Raw genomic sequence first — 16,072 nt, 5'->3', positions numbered from 1 at the left:
AAAAGGCATTCAACGACCCTTGCTTCCGCCCCCGCCGTTGCGACATTGTGCGGGCAGTCCTGATGGTCAAGACGATGAGCCAATCCGCATTCGATCCCTTCGGCGAGCCGGTTCCCGCGGTCGATTCTTCGGCCGCGAGCGAAGGCGTGTCGAAATGGCTGAAGACCGCGGGCACCAGCGTGTTCTGGGTGCTGGTGGTCGGCATCGTGCTGGCGCGCGCGGTCTATTTCGAGCCCGGCGTGTTCAGCTTCGAGCATGCCGTTGCGTGGGCGCAGGGTCTGTTCGCCGCGCTTTAGCCGCCGGCGTTCGCGGCGCGGTCTTCGCGCCCTTTGTCTCCCGAATGATCCCCTCGAACGCGACCGCCGCCGGCACGTCCAGCCGGCCGGGCGATTTCAATTGCCACAGCGTGCGCTCGATATGGACACCCTTGATCGGGATGATCTTGAGCTTCCCCAGCTTCACCTGATCGTCGATCGTCGCGACCGACACGATGGCGACGCCGACGCCTGATGCCACCGCCTGCTTGATCGCCTCGGTGCTGCCGATCTCCAGCGTGCGCTGCGGTTCGACGCGGTGGGCGGCCAGCGCCTGCGCGACCACCTCGCGCGTGCCCGAGCCGGGCTCGCGCACGATCAGGATCTCGTCGTTGAGCAGGCGGACGTCGATCGCTCCCGCGGCGGCTGCGAAGCGATGATCCGGAGCCGCGATCAGGACCATCACGTCGGTCCGCCAGGCTTCGCTGATCAGGTTCTCGTCCTCGACAGGCCCCTCGACCAGGGCGATTTCGATCTCATGTCCCAGCATCAGCGCGGCGATATCAGAGGTGTTGGCGTTCACCACATGCAGGTCGATGCCGGGAAAGGCGCGGTGGAAGACGCCGAGATATTCCGGGATCATGTAGGTCGCGATCGTCGTGCTGGCGCCGATGCGCAGCGAACCGCTGTCGAGGTTGCGCAGGGCCTGCAACTCGTCCTCGGCGGCGCGCTCGGCCGCGAACAGCGTCTCGGCATGGCGAGCCAGCGCCGCGCCCTCCCGGGTCGGCCGCACCCCCTTCGGCGTGCGGTCGAGCAGCCGGCAGCCGACCTGCAGCTCGAAATCCCGCACGCCCTTGGAGATCGCCGGCTGGCTGATGTGCAGGAGGTCGGCGGCGCGGGAGAAGCTTCCGGTTCTCGCCACGGCCGCGAACAGGCGGAGCAGATGCAGGTTGAGGGACATAACTTCTCTCTATCGGGGCAGTCCGAAAAGATATTAGCCAGACGCGACGCCCTGGCGCATAAAATCTTCTCCGAAAAGAGGATGTCGTGCCGCAACAAGAACAAGATCAGGGGCAGAAGCAGGGCGTGCTGAAGCGCATTTTCCTGCTGATTCCGGGCATTCTGCTCTGCGGGGTGGTCACCGTCATCTCGCTCGGCATCCAGGCCGCCGAAGAGCGGGTTTTCGACCACCCCTATATCGAGGCGCTGGTCGTCGCGATCCTGCTCGGGATGGCGGTCCGTACCGCCTGGGAGCCGTCGGAGCGCTGGCGCTCGGGCATCGCCTTCAGCGCCAAGCAGCTGCTCGAGGTTGCGGTGATGCTGCTCGGCGCGTCCATCAGCTTCGCCGCGATCGTGGCGTCGGGCGGGCTCCTGATCGGCGCGATCGCCGTCACCGTCATGATCATGCTGGCGGTGACCTATGGTCTCAGCCGGATCCTCGGGCTCAAGGCCAAGCTCGCGATCCTGATCGCCTGCGGCAATTCGATCTGCGGCAATTCCGCGATCGCGGCGGTGGCACCCGTGATCGAGGCCGACGGCGACGACATCGCCTCGTCGATCTCGTTCACCGCCATTCTCGGCGTGCTGATGGTGCTCGGCCTGCCGCTGCTGATTCCGCTTCTGAAGCTGACGGCGACGCAATACGGCATCCTCGCCGGGCTCACCGTCTACGCCGTGCCACAGGTGCTGGCGGCGACCGTGCCGGCCGGCATCGTCTCCACCCAGATCGGCACGCTGGTGAAGCTGGTGCGCGTCCTGATGCTGGGCCCGATCGTGGTCGGCCTCTCGCTGTTCGTGGCGCGGCGGCGCAAGGCCGCCGGCACCGCCAAGGAAAGTGGTGCAAAGGCCGCCTCGATCAGCCCGTTCAAGCTGGTGCCCTGGTTCATCATCGGCTTCCTGGTGCTGGCCGCGCTGCGCTCGTTCCAGCTCGTGCCTGACATCGCGATCGCGCCGGTGACCAAGACGGCGGCGATCCTCACCGTCGTGTCAATGGCAGCGCTCGGGCTCGGCGTCGACGTCCGCGTGCTCTCGACCGTCGGCGGCCGGGTGACGGCGGCGGTCACGCTGTCGCTGCTGCTGCTGCTGGGCCTCAGCATCGGCCTCGTGCATTTCTTCAAGTAGAGCGTGATGAGATCGGGTTGAGCTCGAACGGCGTCGGAAGTTCACCTCTCCCTTTGGGAGAGGTCGATTTGCGCAGCAAATCGGGTGAGGGGTTACGGTCTATCGGGAGAGCAAGAGCCCTCACCCGGATTGCACCGGACGATGCTTCGCATCGCCGAGAGCAATCCGACCTCTCCCAAAGGGAGAGGTGAACCGAAAGCGCGGCAAAGCGAGTCAACCAAAACTCACACCGCTCCAGCGGCTACTCGGCGGCCTTCGCGGTCTTGCCGAACATCCGTGTCGGTGCGGGAAAGCCGCAGGACGTGCCGTCGGTGATCTTGACCTGATCTTCCCAGGGCAGGCGGAAGCGGCCGGACACCATGTCCTGCATGAAGGTGTAGGGGCAATCCATCGCGCCGCCCTTCACCGCGACATAGCCGCGGTGCCAGAGCTGATAGATGTTGTTCTCGACGCCCCAGTTGATCCGCGCCTCGCGCACGAGATCGGGCCGCACCTCGGCGGTGATGATCTCGTCGGCCCGTCCCGTGGTCCCGTGCGCGATGATGCTGCCGTCGAAATTGACGATCATGCCTTCGCCCATCGAGTCGAACGACCCGTCCGAGCCGCACATGCAGACATTGGCGGTCACCATCAGGTTCTGGAACGCGTTGGCCTGGTTGGTGAAGCGCCAGCTGTTGCGGATCGGCGCGGTGTAGCCTGCGGTGCGGATCATGATCTCCGCGCCCTTGTAGGCGCATTCACGGGCCATTTCGGGGAACATGCCGTCATGGCAGATGATCAGCGCGATCTTCGCGCCTTTCGGTCCGTCGATCACGGGAATGCCGACATCGCCCGGCTCCCACGGCTCGACCGGAATCCAGGGATGGAATTTGCGGTAATAGAGCTTGATCTCGCCATGATCGTCGATGATCAGCCCGGAATTGTAGGGATTGCCGTGCGGGTTGAACTCCATGATGGAGAAGCAGCCCCAGATCCTGTTGTCGATGCAGGCCTGCCTGAAGGCCGCGACCTCGGGTCCGTCGAGCCGGCACATGATCTCCGGATTGGTGTCCATCGAGAGACCGTGCAGCGAATATTCGGGGAACACGACAAGGTCCATGGTGGCGAGATTGCGCCGCGCCTTGCCGACCATCCAGACGATGCGCTCGGTCTGCCGTGCCAGATCGGCCCTGGTCGCCACCACGGGCAGCTGCAGCTGCACCAGTCCGATCACCACGCCGTTGGGCGACTTGTTGAGACCGCCAAGTCCATTCATGCCTGTCCTCCCGCCTGTTTGAAATGGGCTGTCATTTCGCGAACGATTGTTGTCGTTCGGTAGGGCTCCCGTCCGGCCCTTGGCTAGCAACGATCATGCCAGCAAGATCGAACGGCCAGCAAATCAGGTGCCGGTGAGAACATGGGAAGATGGCGCGGAGAACGGCCGAGCGTGTGTCCCAACAGATTGAGATGCCAGACGTTTCCGGCGTTTGAGGGCAGGAGGCGCATCATTGCGCAATGGCATGCGGTTTGCTTAATCAAATGCGGGTCTTCTCGCATTCGGGGCGTGCGTCATGGCGAATTCAAGCGGGACAATCGCGGCGGAGCCGGCGCCGATCACGCTCGACTGGAGCAAGACCGCGCTCGTCATCATCGACATGCAGCGCGATTTCATGGAGCGAGGGGGCTTCGGCGAGACGCTCGGCAATGACGTCAGCCAGCTTGCCCGCGCGGTGCAGCCGATCGCCGCCGTCCTCGCCGCGGTGCGCGACGCCGGGCTGCTTGTGGTCCATACCCGCGAGGGCCATCTGCCTGATCTCTCCGACGCGCCGCCGGCAAAGCTCGAGCGTGGTGCGCCTCGCTTGCGGATCGGCGATCCCGGTCCGATGGGACGGATCCTGATCCGCGGCGAGGCCGGGCACGACATCATCCCCGAGCTTTATCCGCTCCAGAGCGAGATCGTGATCGACAAGCCCGGCAAGGGCGCGTTCTACGCCACCGAATTCGGCGACATCCTGCAGAAATACGGCATCGAGAATCTCTTGGTCTGCGGTGTCACCACCGAAGTCTGCGTCAACACCACGGTGCGCGAGGCCAATGACCGCGGCTATCGCTGCGTCGTGATCTCCGACGGCTGCGCGTCCTACTTCCCGGAATTCCACGAGATGGGCCTGAAGATGATCAAGGCCCAGGGCGGCATTTTCGGTTGGGTCACCGATTCAACCGCGGTGCTGGAAGCGCTCGGGCACTAGAGCAAGATTAAATCAGGTTGCGGCCGCGAATGAGGCGCGTTACCTCTTGCGTCGTACTCATAACTTTGGGGCGCCCGCTTTCAGGGACGAAGCAGACACACGACCCGACGTCGGGGATATCGCCTTGTGACCCAAACCGGACTATTCCGGCTGATGTTGCAGCTGCTGTGGATGTGAAATGTCGCTACTTTTGTGCGCGCTTGCCATCGTACTCCTCAGCATTGCCGGATGGGGTTTCATGTCCGTGATGGCAGAGCTGGCTAAGTCGTATCCTCAGGAGCCGTTGGACACCTTGTCTCGCAGATTTGAGGTCAATGAATTCATCTGGAGTCCCCGTGTGCCGCTGCGATTGCGGAAACAATATATCGCTACACAAGCTTGTGCGGTCCCGGCGTTCCTCTGCCTGGCGGCGCTGGTATGGATTAATGAGCCACGTCCCGATGTCCGCACATTGGGGGCTATTGCCTTTTGCGCCGTTTCAGTTCTCGCAGCCGCTCTGCTGGCTTGGAAGGCCCTTCGACGAGCGGGATGACATGTTCAGGAAAGCGGCAAGGCTTTTGGCCCAAAGCCGACATGACCAATCGCGCCTCTTTTGTCCGCTTCTGACGGCAGTAGAGATGTCATTCGGCACCGGATCTACGGGTAATCGACCTAGCCGCCCTTCACCGCCCCCGCCGTCAGCCCCGCCACGATCTGCCGCTGTGCCATCACGGTGAGCAGCAGCACCGGCGCGGTCACGATCAGCGCGGCGGCGGCAAGCGGGCCCCAGCTCAGCTGGTCGAACGAGATCATGTTGTAGACCGCGACCGGCAGTGTGCGCGTCTCGCGCCCGGCCAGCACGATGCCGAACACAAAATTGTTCCAGGAGAAGATCACCGCGAGGATGAAGGCGACCGCGAGCCCGGGCCTGGCGATCGGCAGCGCGACATGGCGGAACACCTGCCAGCGCGTGGCGCCGTCGATCAGCGCGGCTTCTTCCAGCTCCAGCGGCGTGGTCTCGAAATAGCCGATCATGATCCAGATCACGATCGGCACCGTGACCACGAGGTGGATGATGATCTGCGGCACCAGCGTGCCGAGCAGGCCGAGCCACTGGAACAGCAGGAACAGCGGGATCAGATACGACAGCCCCGGCGTGATGCGCGCGATCAGGATCACGATCGCCGATTTGTGTGCGGCCATCCGCGCAATGCCGTAGCCGGCGGGCACGCCGACCAGCATCGCAAGCCCAGTGGCACAGCCCGTGACGACAAGGCTGTTGCTGAAATAGGTCAGGAAGCGGTTGGAGGCAAACACATCGGCATAGTTCTTCCAGGCGAAATGCTCCGGGATGAACACCGGCGGATAGGAGGCGTTGTCGATCTCGAATTTCAGCGACAGCGAGGCCATCCAGAGGAAGAACAGGATCGCCGGCGAGACGATGACGAACACCGACAGCCACAGCCCGATCCGGCCAAGAATCTGACGCGGGTTCATGCCTCGCCCCCGAGTTCTGAGGTCCACAGCAGGCGCTTGCGCAAGTAGAGCAACAGCGCCGCCAGCGCCACGATCAGGAGGAAGAACACCACCGCAATCGCCGAGCCGTAGCCGAGGTCGTAATAGACGAAGGCAACGCTGTAGAGATAGACGTTGATGGTTTCCGACGCCGAGCCCGGCCCTCCTTGCGTGATCGCGAAGATGATGTCGAAGCTTTTCACCGCGTCGATCATGCGGATCATGCCGGCGATGAACAGGAACGGCATGATCAAAGGCAGCGTGATGAAGCGGAACACCTGCCAGAAATTGGCGCCGTCGATCTGCGCGCTCTCATAGGGTTCGGTCGGGATCGCGGCGAGGCCGCCGAGCACGATCAGCATCACCAGCGGCGTCCATTGCCAGGTCTCGACCAGCACCAGCGATGGGATCACCGTCGTCGGGTTGAACACCCAGAGCTGCGGCGGCAGGCCGACCAGTGACAGCAGATAGTTCAGGACGCCAAGCTGCGGGTGGAACATCATGGTCCACACCAGCGCGATCGCCACCGGGGTCGCCATCATCGGCATGATGAAGATGCCGCGCAGGAAGCCGCGCGCGGCGAATTTCTGGTGAAACACCACCGCCGCCAGCGTGCCGAACACCAGCGGCAGCACCACCGACAGCGCGGTGTAGGACAGCGTGTGCCCTACCGCCTCGACGAAGCGCGGATCGGTCGGCAGCCGCAGATAGTTGGCGAGCCCGACGAAGACGGTCGGCGAGCCGACCTTCCATTCCTGCATGCTCATCCAGATCGTGAACACCCACGGAAAGACGATCACGGCCAGCACCACGACAAGCGCCGGGATCACGAACGGCCAGTAGGACGGCGGACGCCATTCACGCGCCGGCGCGGCGTCCCCAGAGCCTCCGGCTCTGGAGTCTTGCTTTGACGCGTTTTCTTCACGCGAACCGGTACCCACTTCGCTTGAAAACGCTTTGCCGGCTGCCGCCGGCTCAGCCTGTGTCACCACGCTCACGCTTTTTCACTACGCTCCAGGATGGGGCGGAATTGCTCGTGCGCCTTCTTCAGCTCGGTGGCGGGATCGGCGCCCGACAGCGTCGCGGTCAGTGCCGCACCGACGATGTCGCGGAATTCGGCGACCGGGATGATGACTGGCAGGCCGAGCTTCGAGATCTTGGCTGAATCGACCACCGATTGCAGCCATTCCTTGGTCTTGACGCCCTTGGCGACTTCGGGGTCGTCGACGATGGAGTTGCGGAACGGCACGCCGCCGCCGGCCTGCAGCAGGCGGGCGCCCTGTCCCCGCGAGACCACCCATTGGCAGAGCAGGTAGGCGGCTTCCTTGTTCTTGCTCGCCGCGGGAATGCCGACGCCGTCGCCATAGGTCGACGAGAATTTGCCCTTGGGTCCGGCGGGCACCAGCGTGTAGCCGACCTTGCCGACGACGCGCGAGGCGGTGGGGTCCTCCAGCGGCGGCGCCCAGCCGTCGGCGTCGATCCACATCGCCGCGCGGCCTTGCGTGAACGAGGCCATCGATTCCATCCAGTTGAAGCCGGCGACGCCGGGAGGCGCGCATTTCGTCAGCAGCCGCTGATAGAGCTTGGTGGCCTCGATCGCCTCGGGGCCGTCGGTCAGGATGTTGCCCTTGGCATCGAGGAATTCGCCGCCATAGTTCAGATAGAAGTTGGTCCACATCGCCATGTTGGCGTTGCGCAGGCCACGGCCGACAAAGCCGTAGATGCCTTCCTTGGGATCGGTCAGCTTCTCGGCGGTGACCGCCATCTCCTCCAGCGTCTTCGGGACCTCGACGCCCTTCTTCTGGAACAACTCCTTGTTGTAGTAGAGGATGAAATAGTCGACCGACCACGGCAGCGACAGCATCTGGCCCTTGTCGTTGCGCGCATATTGCAGGCCGGCGGCCGAGAAATCGCTCTCGACGAGGTCGGGCGGCGTCAGGCTCGGGTCCTTGAGAAAGCCCGACATGTCGGCGAGCCAGCCCGCCTTCTCGAATTGCCGCTTCTGCACGTGATAGCTGAGGTGCACGACATCGAAGCTCGGCTTGCCCGAGGACAGCTCGATCACGCATTTCTGGCGCTGCTGCTGCTCGGGAATCTGCTCCGATTCGACCTTGATGCCGGAGAGCTCGGTGAATTCCTTGATGTATTTTTGCAGATTGTCGCCGCGCGGCCCCTTGGCGAGGATCACCTCCAGCGTCGTCCCGGAATATTTCTTCCAGTTGAGCTCGGCGCGGGCCGGAAATCCGGTCAATCCAACCGCGCCGGCGGCTGCGGCGCCGGCCAGCATCTGCCGGCGCGAGATCAGGTGATGCGACATGTTTCTCTCCCTGGACGGTTCTTGTTTGGGAGGGATACTAGCGTCTCAACTTTCCGTGCCTAGCCCCCAGATGCGCGGCGCCGCTGCATAACGCTGCGCCGCGCATGGTATGGCAGTTATGCCTTGACGAAGGCGAGCAGGGTGCCGTTGGCAGCGGCCGGCGGCACGGTGATGCCGCTGCCGCTCTTCACGCCGGTTGTGCCGAGCGCCTTCTCGGTTGCGGCGAGGTCGGCCGCGATCACGAGACCGGCGCCGCCGCGATCGGACAGCCCATCCAGCGATACGCCGGGATAACGCTTGCCGAGCTGATCCCTGGTCAGGAACACGAAGTCGGCGCGGTCCCCGCCGGACGGCACCGCAACCGCACCGTCGGGATCGTGCCTCGCGGCGATATCGATCATTCTGGAGAGATGCGCGGCATCGGTTGCGGGATCGGGCGAGACGATCAGCGCCTGCTTGAGGCGTTTTGCCCCATTGGCGTGCGTCATCAGTTCGGGGATCCACACCGTCTCGCGGGTCTTGTGCTGGCAGGCGAAGATGCGGACGCCGCCGGGCGCCTCAGCGGTCGGCCATTGGAAGGTGCGGAATTTCGCGGCCGAGACCGTGCCATCAGGCAGCGTCACCGGGCGTTCGAAGTCGGTCGGCCCGATCGGCGCATAGCCGCGCGCGCGGATCTCCTCGGCACCGGCTGTCGAATCCAGCGCGGTGAACGCGATGCGTTCGATGCCCTCGCCGCGCTTCTCGAGGAAGGCGCGCGCCGGAGCATTGTGTTCCGTCGGCGTCAGCACGCCGAGCAATTCCATGTAGTCGGGGTCGAACATGATGGTGTAGTTGCCCGATCCCATATGCGCGCTGTGGGTGCCGCGCGGCGACACGGTGAAGCCGAGCCGCCTGTAATTCTCGGCGGCCTTGTCGAGGTCCTTCACCATGACCACGGCGTGATCGATTCCGATGACGTTCTTGAGTGTCACTTCTTGTCTTCCCGGCTGGAATAAGAGAGTAGAGTAAAGCTAACCAGAACGCGCAGGCGCCCGCAAGAAAGGATCATGATGAGCAGCAATGCCGTGCGCTGGCCCAATTCGCTCTGGGCCGCAGTGACGCCACCCGGCCCCGATTGCCCCGAATTGACCGGCGCGCAGCAGGCCGATGTCGTCATCATCGGCGGCGGCTTCACCGGCCTGTCGACCGCGCTGCATCTGCGCGAGGCCAATGTCGACGTCGCGATCGTCGAGGCCGCCGAGCCGGGCTGGGGCGCCTCGGGCCGCAACAACGGCCAGGTGATCCCGACGCTGTCGCGCCCTGATCCGGATGACATCATCAAGAGACATGGCGCGGCCGGCGAGCGCTTCGTTGCGATGCTGCGCGACAGCGCGGCAATGCTGTTCGACGTCGTCAAGCGCTACAACATCGAGGCCGAGCAGGAGCAGGCCGGCTGGGTGCAGCCGGTGCATTCGCCGAGCCGGATCAGGATCGCGGAGCGGCGGGTGCAGCAATGGTCGAAATTCGGCGCGCCGGTCGAATTGCTGTCGCGCGAGCAGACGAGGGACATGCTCGGCTCGGATGCCTGGTACGGCGGCTTCTGGAACAGGACCGGCGGCCATGTCAATCCGCTGGCGCTGGCGCGGGGCCTGGCGCGCACCGTGCTCGGCCTCGGTGCGCGCATCTACGCTCGTTCGCCTGCGCTAAGTTTCGAGCGCCGCGGCGATCGCTGGGTGGTGAAGACCGAGAAGGGCGAAATCTCCGGCCGTGCGCTGGTGGTCGCGACCAATGCCTATAGCGGCGAGTTCGCGAGATCGCTGGTGCCTGAGATCGCGACCGAGGTGATGCCGGTGCTGTCGTGGCAGATGGCGACGCAGCCGCTGTCGGACAATGTCCGCAAGACCATCATTCCCGGCCGGCAGGCGATGTCGGATACCCATGGCGAGCTGTATTTTGCGCGTTACGACGCGCGCAATCGTCTCGTCACCGGCGGTGCCGTGCTCGGCCCGGGCGACAAGACCGCGCGGCTCAAGGCGCGGGTGACCGAGCGGTTGCAACGCCTGTGGCCGCAGATCGGCGACATCTCCTTCGACTATGTCTGGAACGGTTATGTCGGGATGACCGCGGATTTCCTGCCGCGCATGCATCGCCTCGGACCGAACGCCTATGGCTGGACCGGCTGCAACGGCCGCGCCGTCGCACTGACGATCCCGCTCGGCCGCGAATTGGCGCGGGCCGTGCAGGGCGTGCCGGAAAGCGAGTTGGCGCTGCCATTCACCGAGCCGGTGCAGTACATGGCGCACGGATTGCTGCGCAAGCTCGCGCCCTGGATGCTGGTGCTCTATCGGCGCCGCGATGCGCAGGAGCTGGTCAAGGGCGATCGCTTCGAGTTGTTGCGCTGGGCGGAGCATTTGCTCGCGTCGCGCCGGTCACGGTAAGCGCGGAGCAACCTTGCGCCACGCGCGGGAGATATAGAGCGTGGAGGCGCCAGGCGCCCGAGGCGGGGACTGGTCGGGCGATGTCACGCTGCGAAGAATGGGGGCCAATCAGGTCCGGCGGAGCGCCGCGTTCACGGGGATTCCGCCGCTGGCGGATAGCGTCGTGGAAACTCCGCCGCGACGCAGGCGTTATTGCGACATACCAATCCCGGGAGGTGGGCATGACGAGGAAGCGCATCGGTATTCTCACGGGAGGCGGTGACGTCCCCGGCCTTAACGCGGTGATCAAGAGCGTCACCTATCGCGGCAGTGAGGACGATATCGAGGTCATCGGTCTCCGCCGTGGCTGGGAAGCGCTCACGCACCTGAACCTCGCCGACCCCGTCAGCAGGTCCCATTACACCATCCCGCTGAACCGCGAAAACACGCGCGTCATCGACCGGCGCGGCGGCACCGTGCTGCACTCGAGCCGCACCAATCCCTCCAAAATGAAGAAGTTGCCCGATCATCTCGCGGGCCACGACTTTCCGGTTTCCCGGAGCACCAAGGGTGGCATCGCAGCCACGACGTGGGACCTCACCAGCGAGGTGCTGGCGAACCTCGCGGGGCTCGGTATCGAACATCTGATCGCCATCGGCGGCGACGATACGCTCAGCTATGCGGACAAGCTCAGTGGACTCGGCGTCAACATCATTGCCATTCCCAAGACGATGGACAACGATGTCCGCAACACCGAATACTGCATCGGTTTCTCGACCGCGATCACGCGCGCCAGCGATGCCATCCAGCGTCAACGCACCACCGTCGGCTCGCATGAGCGAATCGGAATTTTCCGCGTCTTTGGTCGCGATGCCGGATTTACGGCGCTCTACACCGCCTACGCAACCTCAATCCGATGTGCCATACCCGAGTACAAGGTCAACCTCGACAAGCTGACCCAGCTGCTTCTCGAGGACAAGCACGGCAACCCAAGCAACTACGCGCTGATCGTGCTTAGCGAGGGCGCCGAGTGGGAGGGCTACAAGGTGCAGGAATACGGTGAGCCCGATGCCTACGGTCACCGCAGGAAGGCGAGCGTAGCCGAAGCATTCGCCGACGAGATCAAGCGGCGCGCCGGCGAGGAGACTATCGTCTCTGACCTCACCTACGACCTGCGCTCGGGCGATCCGGACTTCATCGACAAGCTTGTCGCGCTGACGTTCGGTAACATGGCGTACGATGCCATCCTGGAAGGCAAGACCGGCCTGATGTCGGCGCTGGTCGAGGGCCGCTACGACCTCGTGCCCATCCCTGACGCCAAGCTCGGGCCGCGCAAAGTGGACGTTGCGAGCGCGTACAACACCGAGCGCTACCGTCCTCTCTATTCCAACAAGCGGGGCCTGCCGATCTTTCTCAACCACGCTTCATAGGGCGGGTGGTAACCCCATCGAGCATGACGGGCTATCCCAGATGCGTCGATAGCGCGTATCGACACGCGCTGACGGAGGGGGCCATAATTCCGTGAGGAACTTGCGCAGGGAACCTGTCGCAACCCACAACGTTGTTTTTGAGCAGCGCCGTCGCCCCGGCGCAGCGAGCGCCGAGGCGATGGTGCCGAGCTGCGGTCGGAGGGATGGTCATGAAACTCACCATTTCGGTCATCAAGGCTGACGTTGGCTCTGTCGGGGGGCATACGAAACCATCTGCACGCATGATGGCGACTGTCGAGGCGGAGGTCGCGAAAGCGATCGACGATGGCCTCTTGATCGACGGTTTCGTCCGCCATACCGGCGACGACGTTGCCATCATCATGAGCCACTCGCGGGGCGAAGGAAGCTCCGAGGTCCATCAATTCGCCTGGAAGACGTTTCTCGCGGCCACTGCGGTTGCGAAGACCTCCGGGCTCTACGGCGCCGGCCAGGATCTTCTCGTCGACGCCCCTTCCGGAAACGTTCGCGGCGCGGGTCCGGCCGTCGCCGAACTCAGCTTCGACCACAGCCTCTCGGGCGCGAGACCCGCGGAGTCCTTCATGGTGTTCGCCGCCGACAAATGCGGCCCCGGTGCCTACAACCTGCCGCTCTATCTCGCCTTTGCCGATCCGATGTATTGCGCTGGGCTGATGCTGCCCCCGATGATCAAGGGCTTCCGTTTCCATATCATCGATATGGACAACACGGTCGGCGACAGCGTGATCGAACTCGATGCGCCCGCGGACGGCTACCACATTGCGGCGCTGCTTCGCGACAACGAGCGCTTCGGCATTGATCGCATCATCTCGAAAACCTATGGCGAGGTCGCCGTCGCCGTTTCGGCGCAGCGCCTTCACTCCATCGCAGGCAAGTACACCGGCAAGGATGATCCGGTCGCGATCGTCAGGAACCAGGGCATTTTCGCGGCGCCCGAAGAAATCATCTCGCCATTCACCAAGGCGCACTTCGTGGGCGGCGATGCGCGCGGCTCGCATGTGATGCCGCTCATGCCCGTGCCGCTCAATACCCCGGTGACGGGGATGTACTGCCTGCCGATCGTTTCCTGCGTCGGCTTCTCGATCGACCGGGGCGGGAAGTTTTCGGAGTCCTATACCGATTTCTTTGACAACCTTGCATGGGACGAGGTCCGCCAGCGCGCCCAGCGCAAGGCGATCGAGATGCGCGACCAGGGCTGGTCCGGTGCTGCGATGCTGCCCTATTCCGAACTGGAATATGGCGGCTTCCGCGACACGGTGTCCGGATTGCTGAAGCGGTTCCGGCTGCGCGAGGAGCGTAGGCCGGAAGCGGCCGAGTAGAGCGTGCTGCGTGGCGCGCTTGACTACACAGTTGCCGTGGCGTGCTCGCGCGCGAACCTGCCGCCGGGGATCGCTGACAGCAGCGCCTGCGTATAGGGATGCTGCGGCTTGCCGAACACCTCGGCGGTCAGTCCTTGCTCGACCACCGCGCCATCCTTCATGACAGCAACCAGATCGCAGATCTGGGCGGCGACCCGCAAATCGTGTGTGATGAAGATAATGGAGAGGCCGAGCTGCTGGCGCAGCCCGGCGAGCAGTTTCAGCACCTGCGCCTGCACCGAGACGTCGAGCGCAGAGACCGGCTCGTCGGCGACCAGCACGCCCGGCTTCAACGCCAGCGCCCGCGCCAGCCCGATGCGCTGCCGCTGGCCGCCGGAGAATTCGTGCGGGTAGCGATCGCCGGCGGACGGGTCGAGCCCGACCAGTTCGAACAGCGTCCGCGCTTCCGCGATCGCGGTCGTGCGGTCGGTGCCGTGCACGATCGGTCCCTGCGCCACCAGCTCGGCCGCCTTGCGGCGCGGGTTGAGTGAGGCGAACGGATCCTGGAACACCATCTGGATGTGGCGGGTCTCGCGCCTGATGGCGTCGCGGCCGAGCTTCGCCCAGTCCTTGCCGTCGAGCACGATCGATCCGCTGTCGGGATCGATCAACCGGACGATGCAGCGCGCCAGCGTCGATTTGCCCGAACCGGATTCGCCGACGATGCCGAGCGTCGCGCCGCGCGGCAGGCGCAGCGAGACGTTCTTGACTGCCTCCGTGATCCGCGCGCCGCGGCCGAGGAAGCCGCCGGTGCGGTAGGTCTTGGAGACGCCGTCGATGGTCAGGATGTCCTTGCCGGAGAGAATCCGCGGCGGCGGCGCCGTCAGCGGCGGGACCGCCGCGATCAGCTGCCTGGTGTAGGCATGCTGCGGGTCGTTCAGCACCTTGTCGGCCGTGCCTTGCTCGACGATCGCGCCGTGCTGCATCACCACGACGCGGTCGGCGATCTCGGCGACCACGCCGAAATCATGGGTGATGAACAGCACCGCGGTCTTCTTGCGCTGCTGCAGATCGCGGATCAGCTTCAGGATCTGCGCCTGCGTCGTGACGTCGAGCGCGGTGGTCGGCTCGTCGGCGATCAACAGCTTCGGGTCCAGCGCCAGCGCCATCGCGATCATGGCGCGCTGGCGCTGGCCGCCGGAGAGCTCGTGCGGATAGGCCTTCGCGGCCGCCCTGGGGTCGGGGATGCGGACGTCCTCAAGCAGTGCCTCTACCCGCGCATTGATCTCGGCCTTCGACAGGCCGGTGTGGATCGCGAACATCTCGCCGATCTGGTCGCCGATGGTGCGCAGCGGATTGAGCGCCGTCATCGGCTCCTGAAAGATCATCGCGATCCCGGCGCCGCGCACCTCGCGCATTTCGGCCGGATCGGCGGCGCAGAGGTCGCGGCCGTCGAACATCATCCGGCCCCGTTCGATGGTGACCTCGTTCGGCAGCAGCCGCATGATGGCGTTCGCCATCATCGACTTGCCGGAGCCGGATTCTCCGACCACGCAGAGGAGCTCGTTGGACGCAATCGACAATGAGACGTCGGACAGCGCGTGCGGCCGGTCGGCGCCCTTGGGCAGGCGCACGGTCAACCCTTCGAGCGAAAGAACGGTGTCGCTCATCGGCTCTTCAGCCTCGGATTGAGCGCATCGTTGAGGCCCTGGCCGACCAGCGACACCGCGAGCACGGTGACGAGGATCGCAATGCCGGGGATCGCCGAGACGTACCATTGCACCCGCAGCACATCGCGGCCGAGCCCGATCAGATTGCCCCAGGAGGCGACGTTGGGGTCGGACAGCCTCAGGAACGCCAGCGCGCTTTCCAAGAGGATCGCGACCGCCATCACCACGCTGGCATAGACGATGACAGGCGGCAGCGCATTGGGCAGGATCTCGCCGAGGATCAGCTGGAGGTCCCTCATGCCGAGCGTCTTGCCGGCCTGGACGAATTCGCGGTTGCGCAGCGACAGGAACTCGGCGCGGGTCAGCCGCGCCGGCGCCGGCCACGACACCACGCCGACCGCAATCGTCACCGTGGTCAAGGTCGACCCGAACACTGCGACCAGCACCAGCAGCAGCACGAAGTTCGGCAGGGTCTGGAACGCCTCGGTGATCCGCATCAGGACATTGTCGACCCAGCCGCCGTAATAGCCGGCAAAGGCGCCGACCAGGATGCCGATCAGGATCGCGATCACGGTGGCGACGCCGCCGATCAGGAGCGAGATCCGCGCGCCGTAGAAGATCTGGGCGGCGATGTCGCGGCCGGAATTGTCGGTGCCGAGCAGGAAGCGCGGATTGGTGAACGGCCAGACCAGCGGCCGGCCCGCCAGCGCGAGCGGATCGCGCGGGTAAAGGAAACTCGCGCTGATTGCCATCGCGATCACCAGCAGCAGCAGGATCAGGCCGATCACCGCGGCCGGGCTGCGGAAGTAGCGTTTCACCGTGTCCATC

Annotated in this window: 14 protein-coding genes; 6 read left to right on the top strand and 8 right to left on the bottom strand. The window is 64.6% G+C overall.

Annotation, left to right across the window (positions count from 1 at the left end; all coding sequences use genetic code 11):
* The first annotated feature begins 74 nt into the window (after positions 1-74).
* The gene (locus AC066Y_RS14765; protein ID WP_224942950.1) at positions 75-296 is read left to right on the top strand and encodes a hypothetical protein; all 222 of its coding nucleotides are present in this window, start codon (positions 75-77) and stop codon (positions 294-296) included.
* Here AC066Y_RS14765 and AC066Y_RS14760 read toward each other — a convergent pair.
* Positions 244-1,215, bottom strand: a complete 972-nt coding sequence (locus AC066Y_RS14760; protein ID WP_478274493.1) for a LysR substrate-binding domain-containing protein — start codon at positions 1,213-1,215, stop codon at positions 244-246. The genes AC066Y_RS14765 and AC066Y_RS14760 overlap by 53 nt on opposite strands.
* 86 nt (positions 1,216-1,301) lie before the next feature.
* Here AC066Y_RS14760 and AC066Y_RS14755 point away from each other — a divergent pair, with 86 nt between their 5' ends.
* On the top strand, positions 1,302-2,375 hold the full coding sequence (locus tag AC066Y_RS14755) for a YeiH family protein (protein ID WP_478274492.1): 1,074 nt from the start codon (positions 1,302-1,304) through the stop codon (positions 2,373-2,375).
* A gap of 241 nt (positions 2,376-2,616) precedes the next feature.
* Here AC066Y_RS14755 and AC066Y_RS14750 read toward each other — a convergent pair whose 3' ends face one another.
* Complete coding sequence (locus tag AC066Y_RS14750; protein WP_478274491.1) at positions 2,617-3,630, bottom strand: formamidase; 1,014 nt, start codon at positions 3,628-3,630, stop codon at positions 2,617-2,619.
* A gap of 295 nt (positions 3,631-3,925) precedes the next feature.
* Here AC066Y_RS14750 and AC066Y_RS14745 point away from each other — a divergent pair, with 295 nt between their 5' ends.
* Complete coding sequence (locus AC066Y_RS14745; RefSeq protein WP_478274490.1) at positions 3,926-4,603, top strand: cysteine hydrolase family protein; 678 nt, start codon at positions 3,926-3,928, stop codon at positions 4,601-4,603.
* A 651-nt stretch (positions 4,604-5,254) separates the two neighbouring features.
* Here the strand turns inward: AC066Y_RS14745 and AC066Y_RS14740 are convergent.
* The 4 genes from AC066Y_RS14740 to AC066Y_RS14725 form a co-directional block, all read right to left on the bottom strand.
* Complete coding sequence (locus AC066Y_RS14740; protein ID WP_176532858.1) at positions 5,255-6,079, bottom strand: carbohydrate ABC transporter permease; 825 nt, start codon at positions 6,077-6,079, stop codon at positions 5,255-5,257.
* Positions 6,076-6,927, bottom strand: coding sequence for a carbohydrate ABC transporter permease (locus AC066Y_RS14735; RefSeq protein WP_478274703.1), 852 nt, complete (start codon positions 6,925-6,927; stop codon positions 6,076-6,078). Before AC066Y_RS14735 ends, AC066Y_RS14740 begins: the two co-directional genes overlap by 4 nt.
* A 164-nt stretch (positions 6,928-7,091) precedes the next feature.
* On the bottom strand, positions 7,092-8,414 hold the full coding sequence (locus tag AC066Y_RS14730) for an ABC transporter substrate-binding protein (protein ID WP_478274489.1): 1,323 nt from the start codon (positions 8,412-8,414) through the stop codon (positions 7,092-7,094).
* 116 nt (positions 8,415-8,530) lie between these two features.
* Positions 8,531-9,385: a VOC family protein gene (locus tag AC066Y_RS14725; protein WP_478274488.1), complete on the bottom strand. Its 855-nt coding sequence runs from the start codon at positions 9,383-9,385 to the stop codon at positions 8,531-8,533.
* Positions 9,386-9,463: 78 nt separating this feature from the next.
* On the opposite strand from AC066Y_RS14725, the gene AC066Y_RS14720 reads away from it, so the two are divergent.
* From AC066Y_RS14720 to AC066Y_RS14710, 3 genes are all read left to right on the top strand, one after another.
* The gene (locus tag AC066Y_RS14720) at positions 9,464-10,831 is read left to right on the top strand and encodes an NAD(P)/FAD-dependent oxidoreductase (protein WP_478274702.1); all 1,368 of its coding nucleotides are present in this window, start codon (positions 9,464-9,466) and stop codon (positions 10,829-10,831) included.
* A 221-nt stretch (positions 10,832-11,052) separates the two neighbouring features.
* Entirely contained in the window at positions 11,053-12,240 is a 1,188-nt protein-coding gene (locus AC066Y_RS14715) for a 6-phosphofructokinase (protein WP_478274487.1), read from the top strand.
* Positions 12,241-12,449: 209 nt separating this feature from the next.
* Positions 12,450-13,595, top strand: a complete 1,146-nt coding sequence (locus tag AC066Y_RS14710) for a fructose 1,6-bisphosphatase (RefSeq protein ID WP_478274486.1) — start codon at positions 12,450-12,452, stop codon at positions 13,593-13,595.
* A 23-nt stretch (positions 13,596-13,618) separates the two neighbouring features.
* Here the strand turns inward: AC066Y_RS14710 and AC066Y_RS14705 are convergent, their stop codons facing one another.
* On the bottom strand, positions 13,619-15,244 hold the full coding sequence (locus AC066Y_RS14705; RefSeq protein WP_478274485.1) for an ABC transporter ATP-binding protein: 1,626 nt from the start codon (positions 15,242-15,244) through the stop codon (positions 13,619-13,621).
* Entirely contained in the window at positions 15,241-16,071 is an 831-nt protein-coding gene (locus AC066Y_RS14700; protein ID WP_478274484.1) for an ABC transporter permease, read from the bottom strand. Before AC066Y_RS14700 ends, AC066Y_RS14705 begins: the two co-directional genes overlap by 4 nt.
* Position 16,072 lies beyond the last annotated feature (1 nt).

It is taken from the genome of Bradyrhizobium sp. USDA3010 (assembly GCF_056429065.1).
This window is presented reverse-complemented; position numbering and strand designations above follow the sequence as displayed.

Bases quoted from the DNA above. Each gene is read 5' to 3' on its own strand.
- AC066Y_RS14765 (WP_224942950.1), top strand. From the start codon at position 75: ATGAGCCAATCCGCATTCGATCCCTTCGGCGAGCCGGTTCCCGCGGTC.
- AC066Y_RS14760 (WP_478274493.1), bottom strand. From the start codon at position 1,215: ATGTCCCTCAACCTGCATCTGCTCCGCCTGTTCGCGGCCGTGGCGAGA.
- AC066Y_RS14750 (WP_478274491.1), bottom strand. From the start codon at position 3,630: ATGAATGGACTTGGCGGTCTCAACAAGTCGCCCAACGGCGTGGTGATC.
- AC066Y_RS14745 (WP_478274490.1), top strand. From the start codon at position 3,926: ATGGCGAATTCAAGCGGGACAATCGCGGCGGAGCCGGCGCCGATCACG.
- AC066Y_RS14740 (WP_176532858.1), bottom strand. From the start codon at position 6,079: ATGAACCCGCGTCAGATTCTTGGCCGGATCGGGCTGTGGCTGTCGGTG.
- AC066Y_RS14730 (WP_478274489.1), bottom strand. From the start codon at position 8,414: ATGTCGCATCACCTGATCTCGCGCCGGCAGATGCTGGCCGGCGCCGCA.
- AC066Y_RS14720 (WP_478274702.1), top strand. From the start codon at position 9,464: ATGAGCAGCAATGCCGTGCGCTGGCCCAATTCGCTCTGGGCCGCAGTG.
- AC066Y_RS14715 (WP_478274487.1), top strand. From the start codon at position 11,053: ATGACGAGGAAGCGCATCGGTATTCTCACGGGAGGCGGTGACGTCCCC.
- AC066Y_RS14710 (WP_478274486.1), top strand. From the start codon at position 12,450: ATGAAACTCACCATTTCGGTCATCAAGGCTGACGTTGGCTCTGTCGGG.
- AC066Y_RS14705 (WP_478274485.1), bottom strand. From the start codon at position 15,244: ATGAGCGACACCGTTCTTTCGCTCGAAGGGTTGACCGTGCGCCTGCCC.
- AC066Y_RS14700 (WP_478274484.1), bottom strand. From the start codon at position 16,071: ATGGACACGGTGAAACGCTACTTCCGCAGCCCGGCCGCGGTGATCGGC.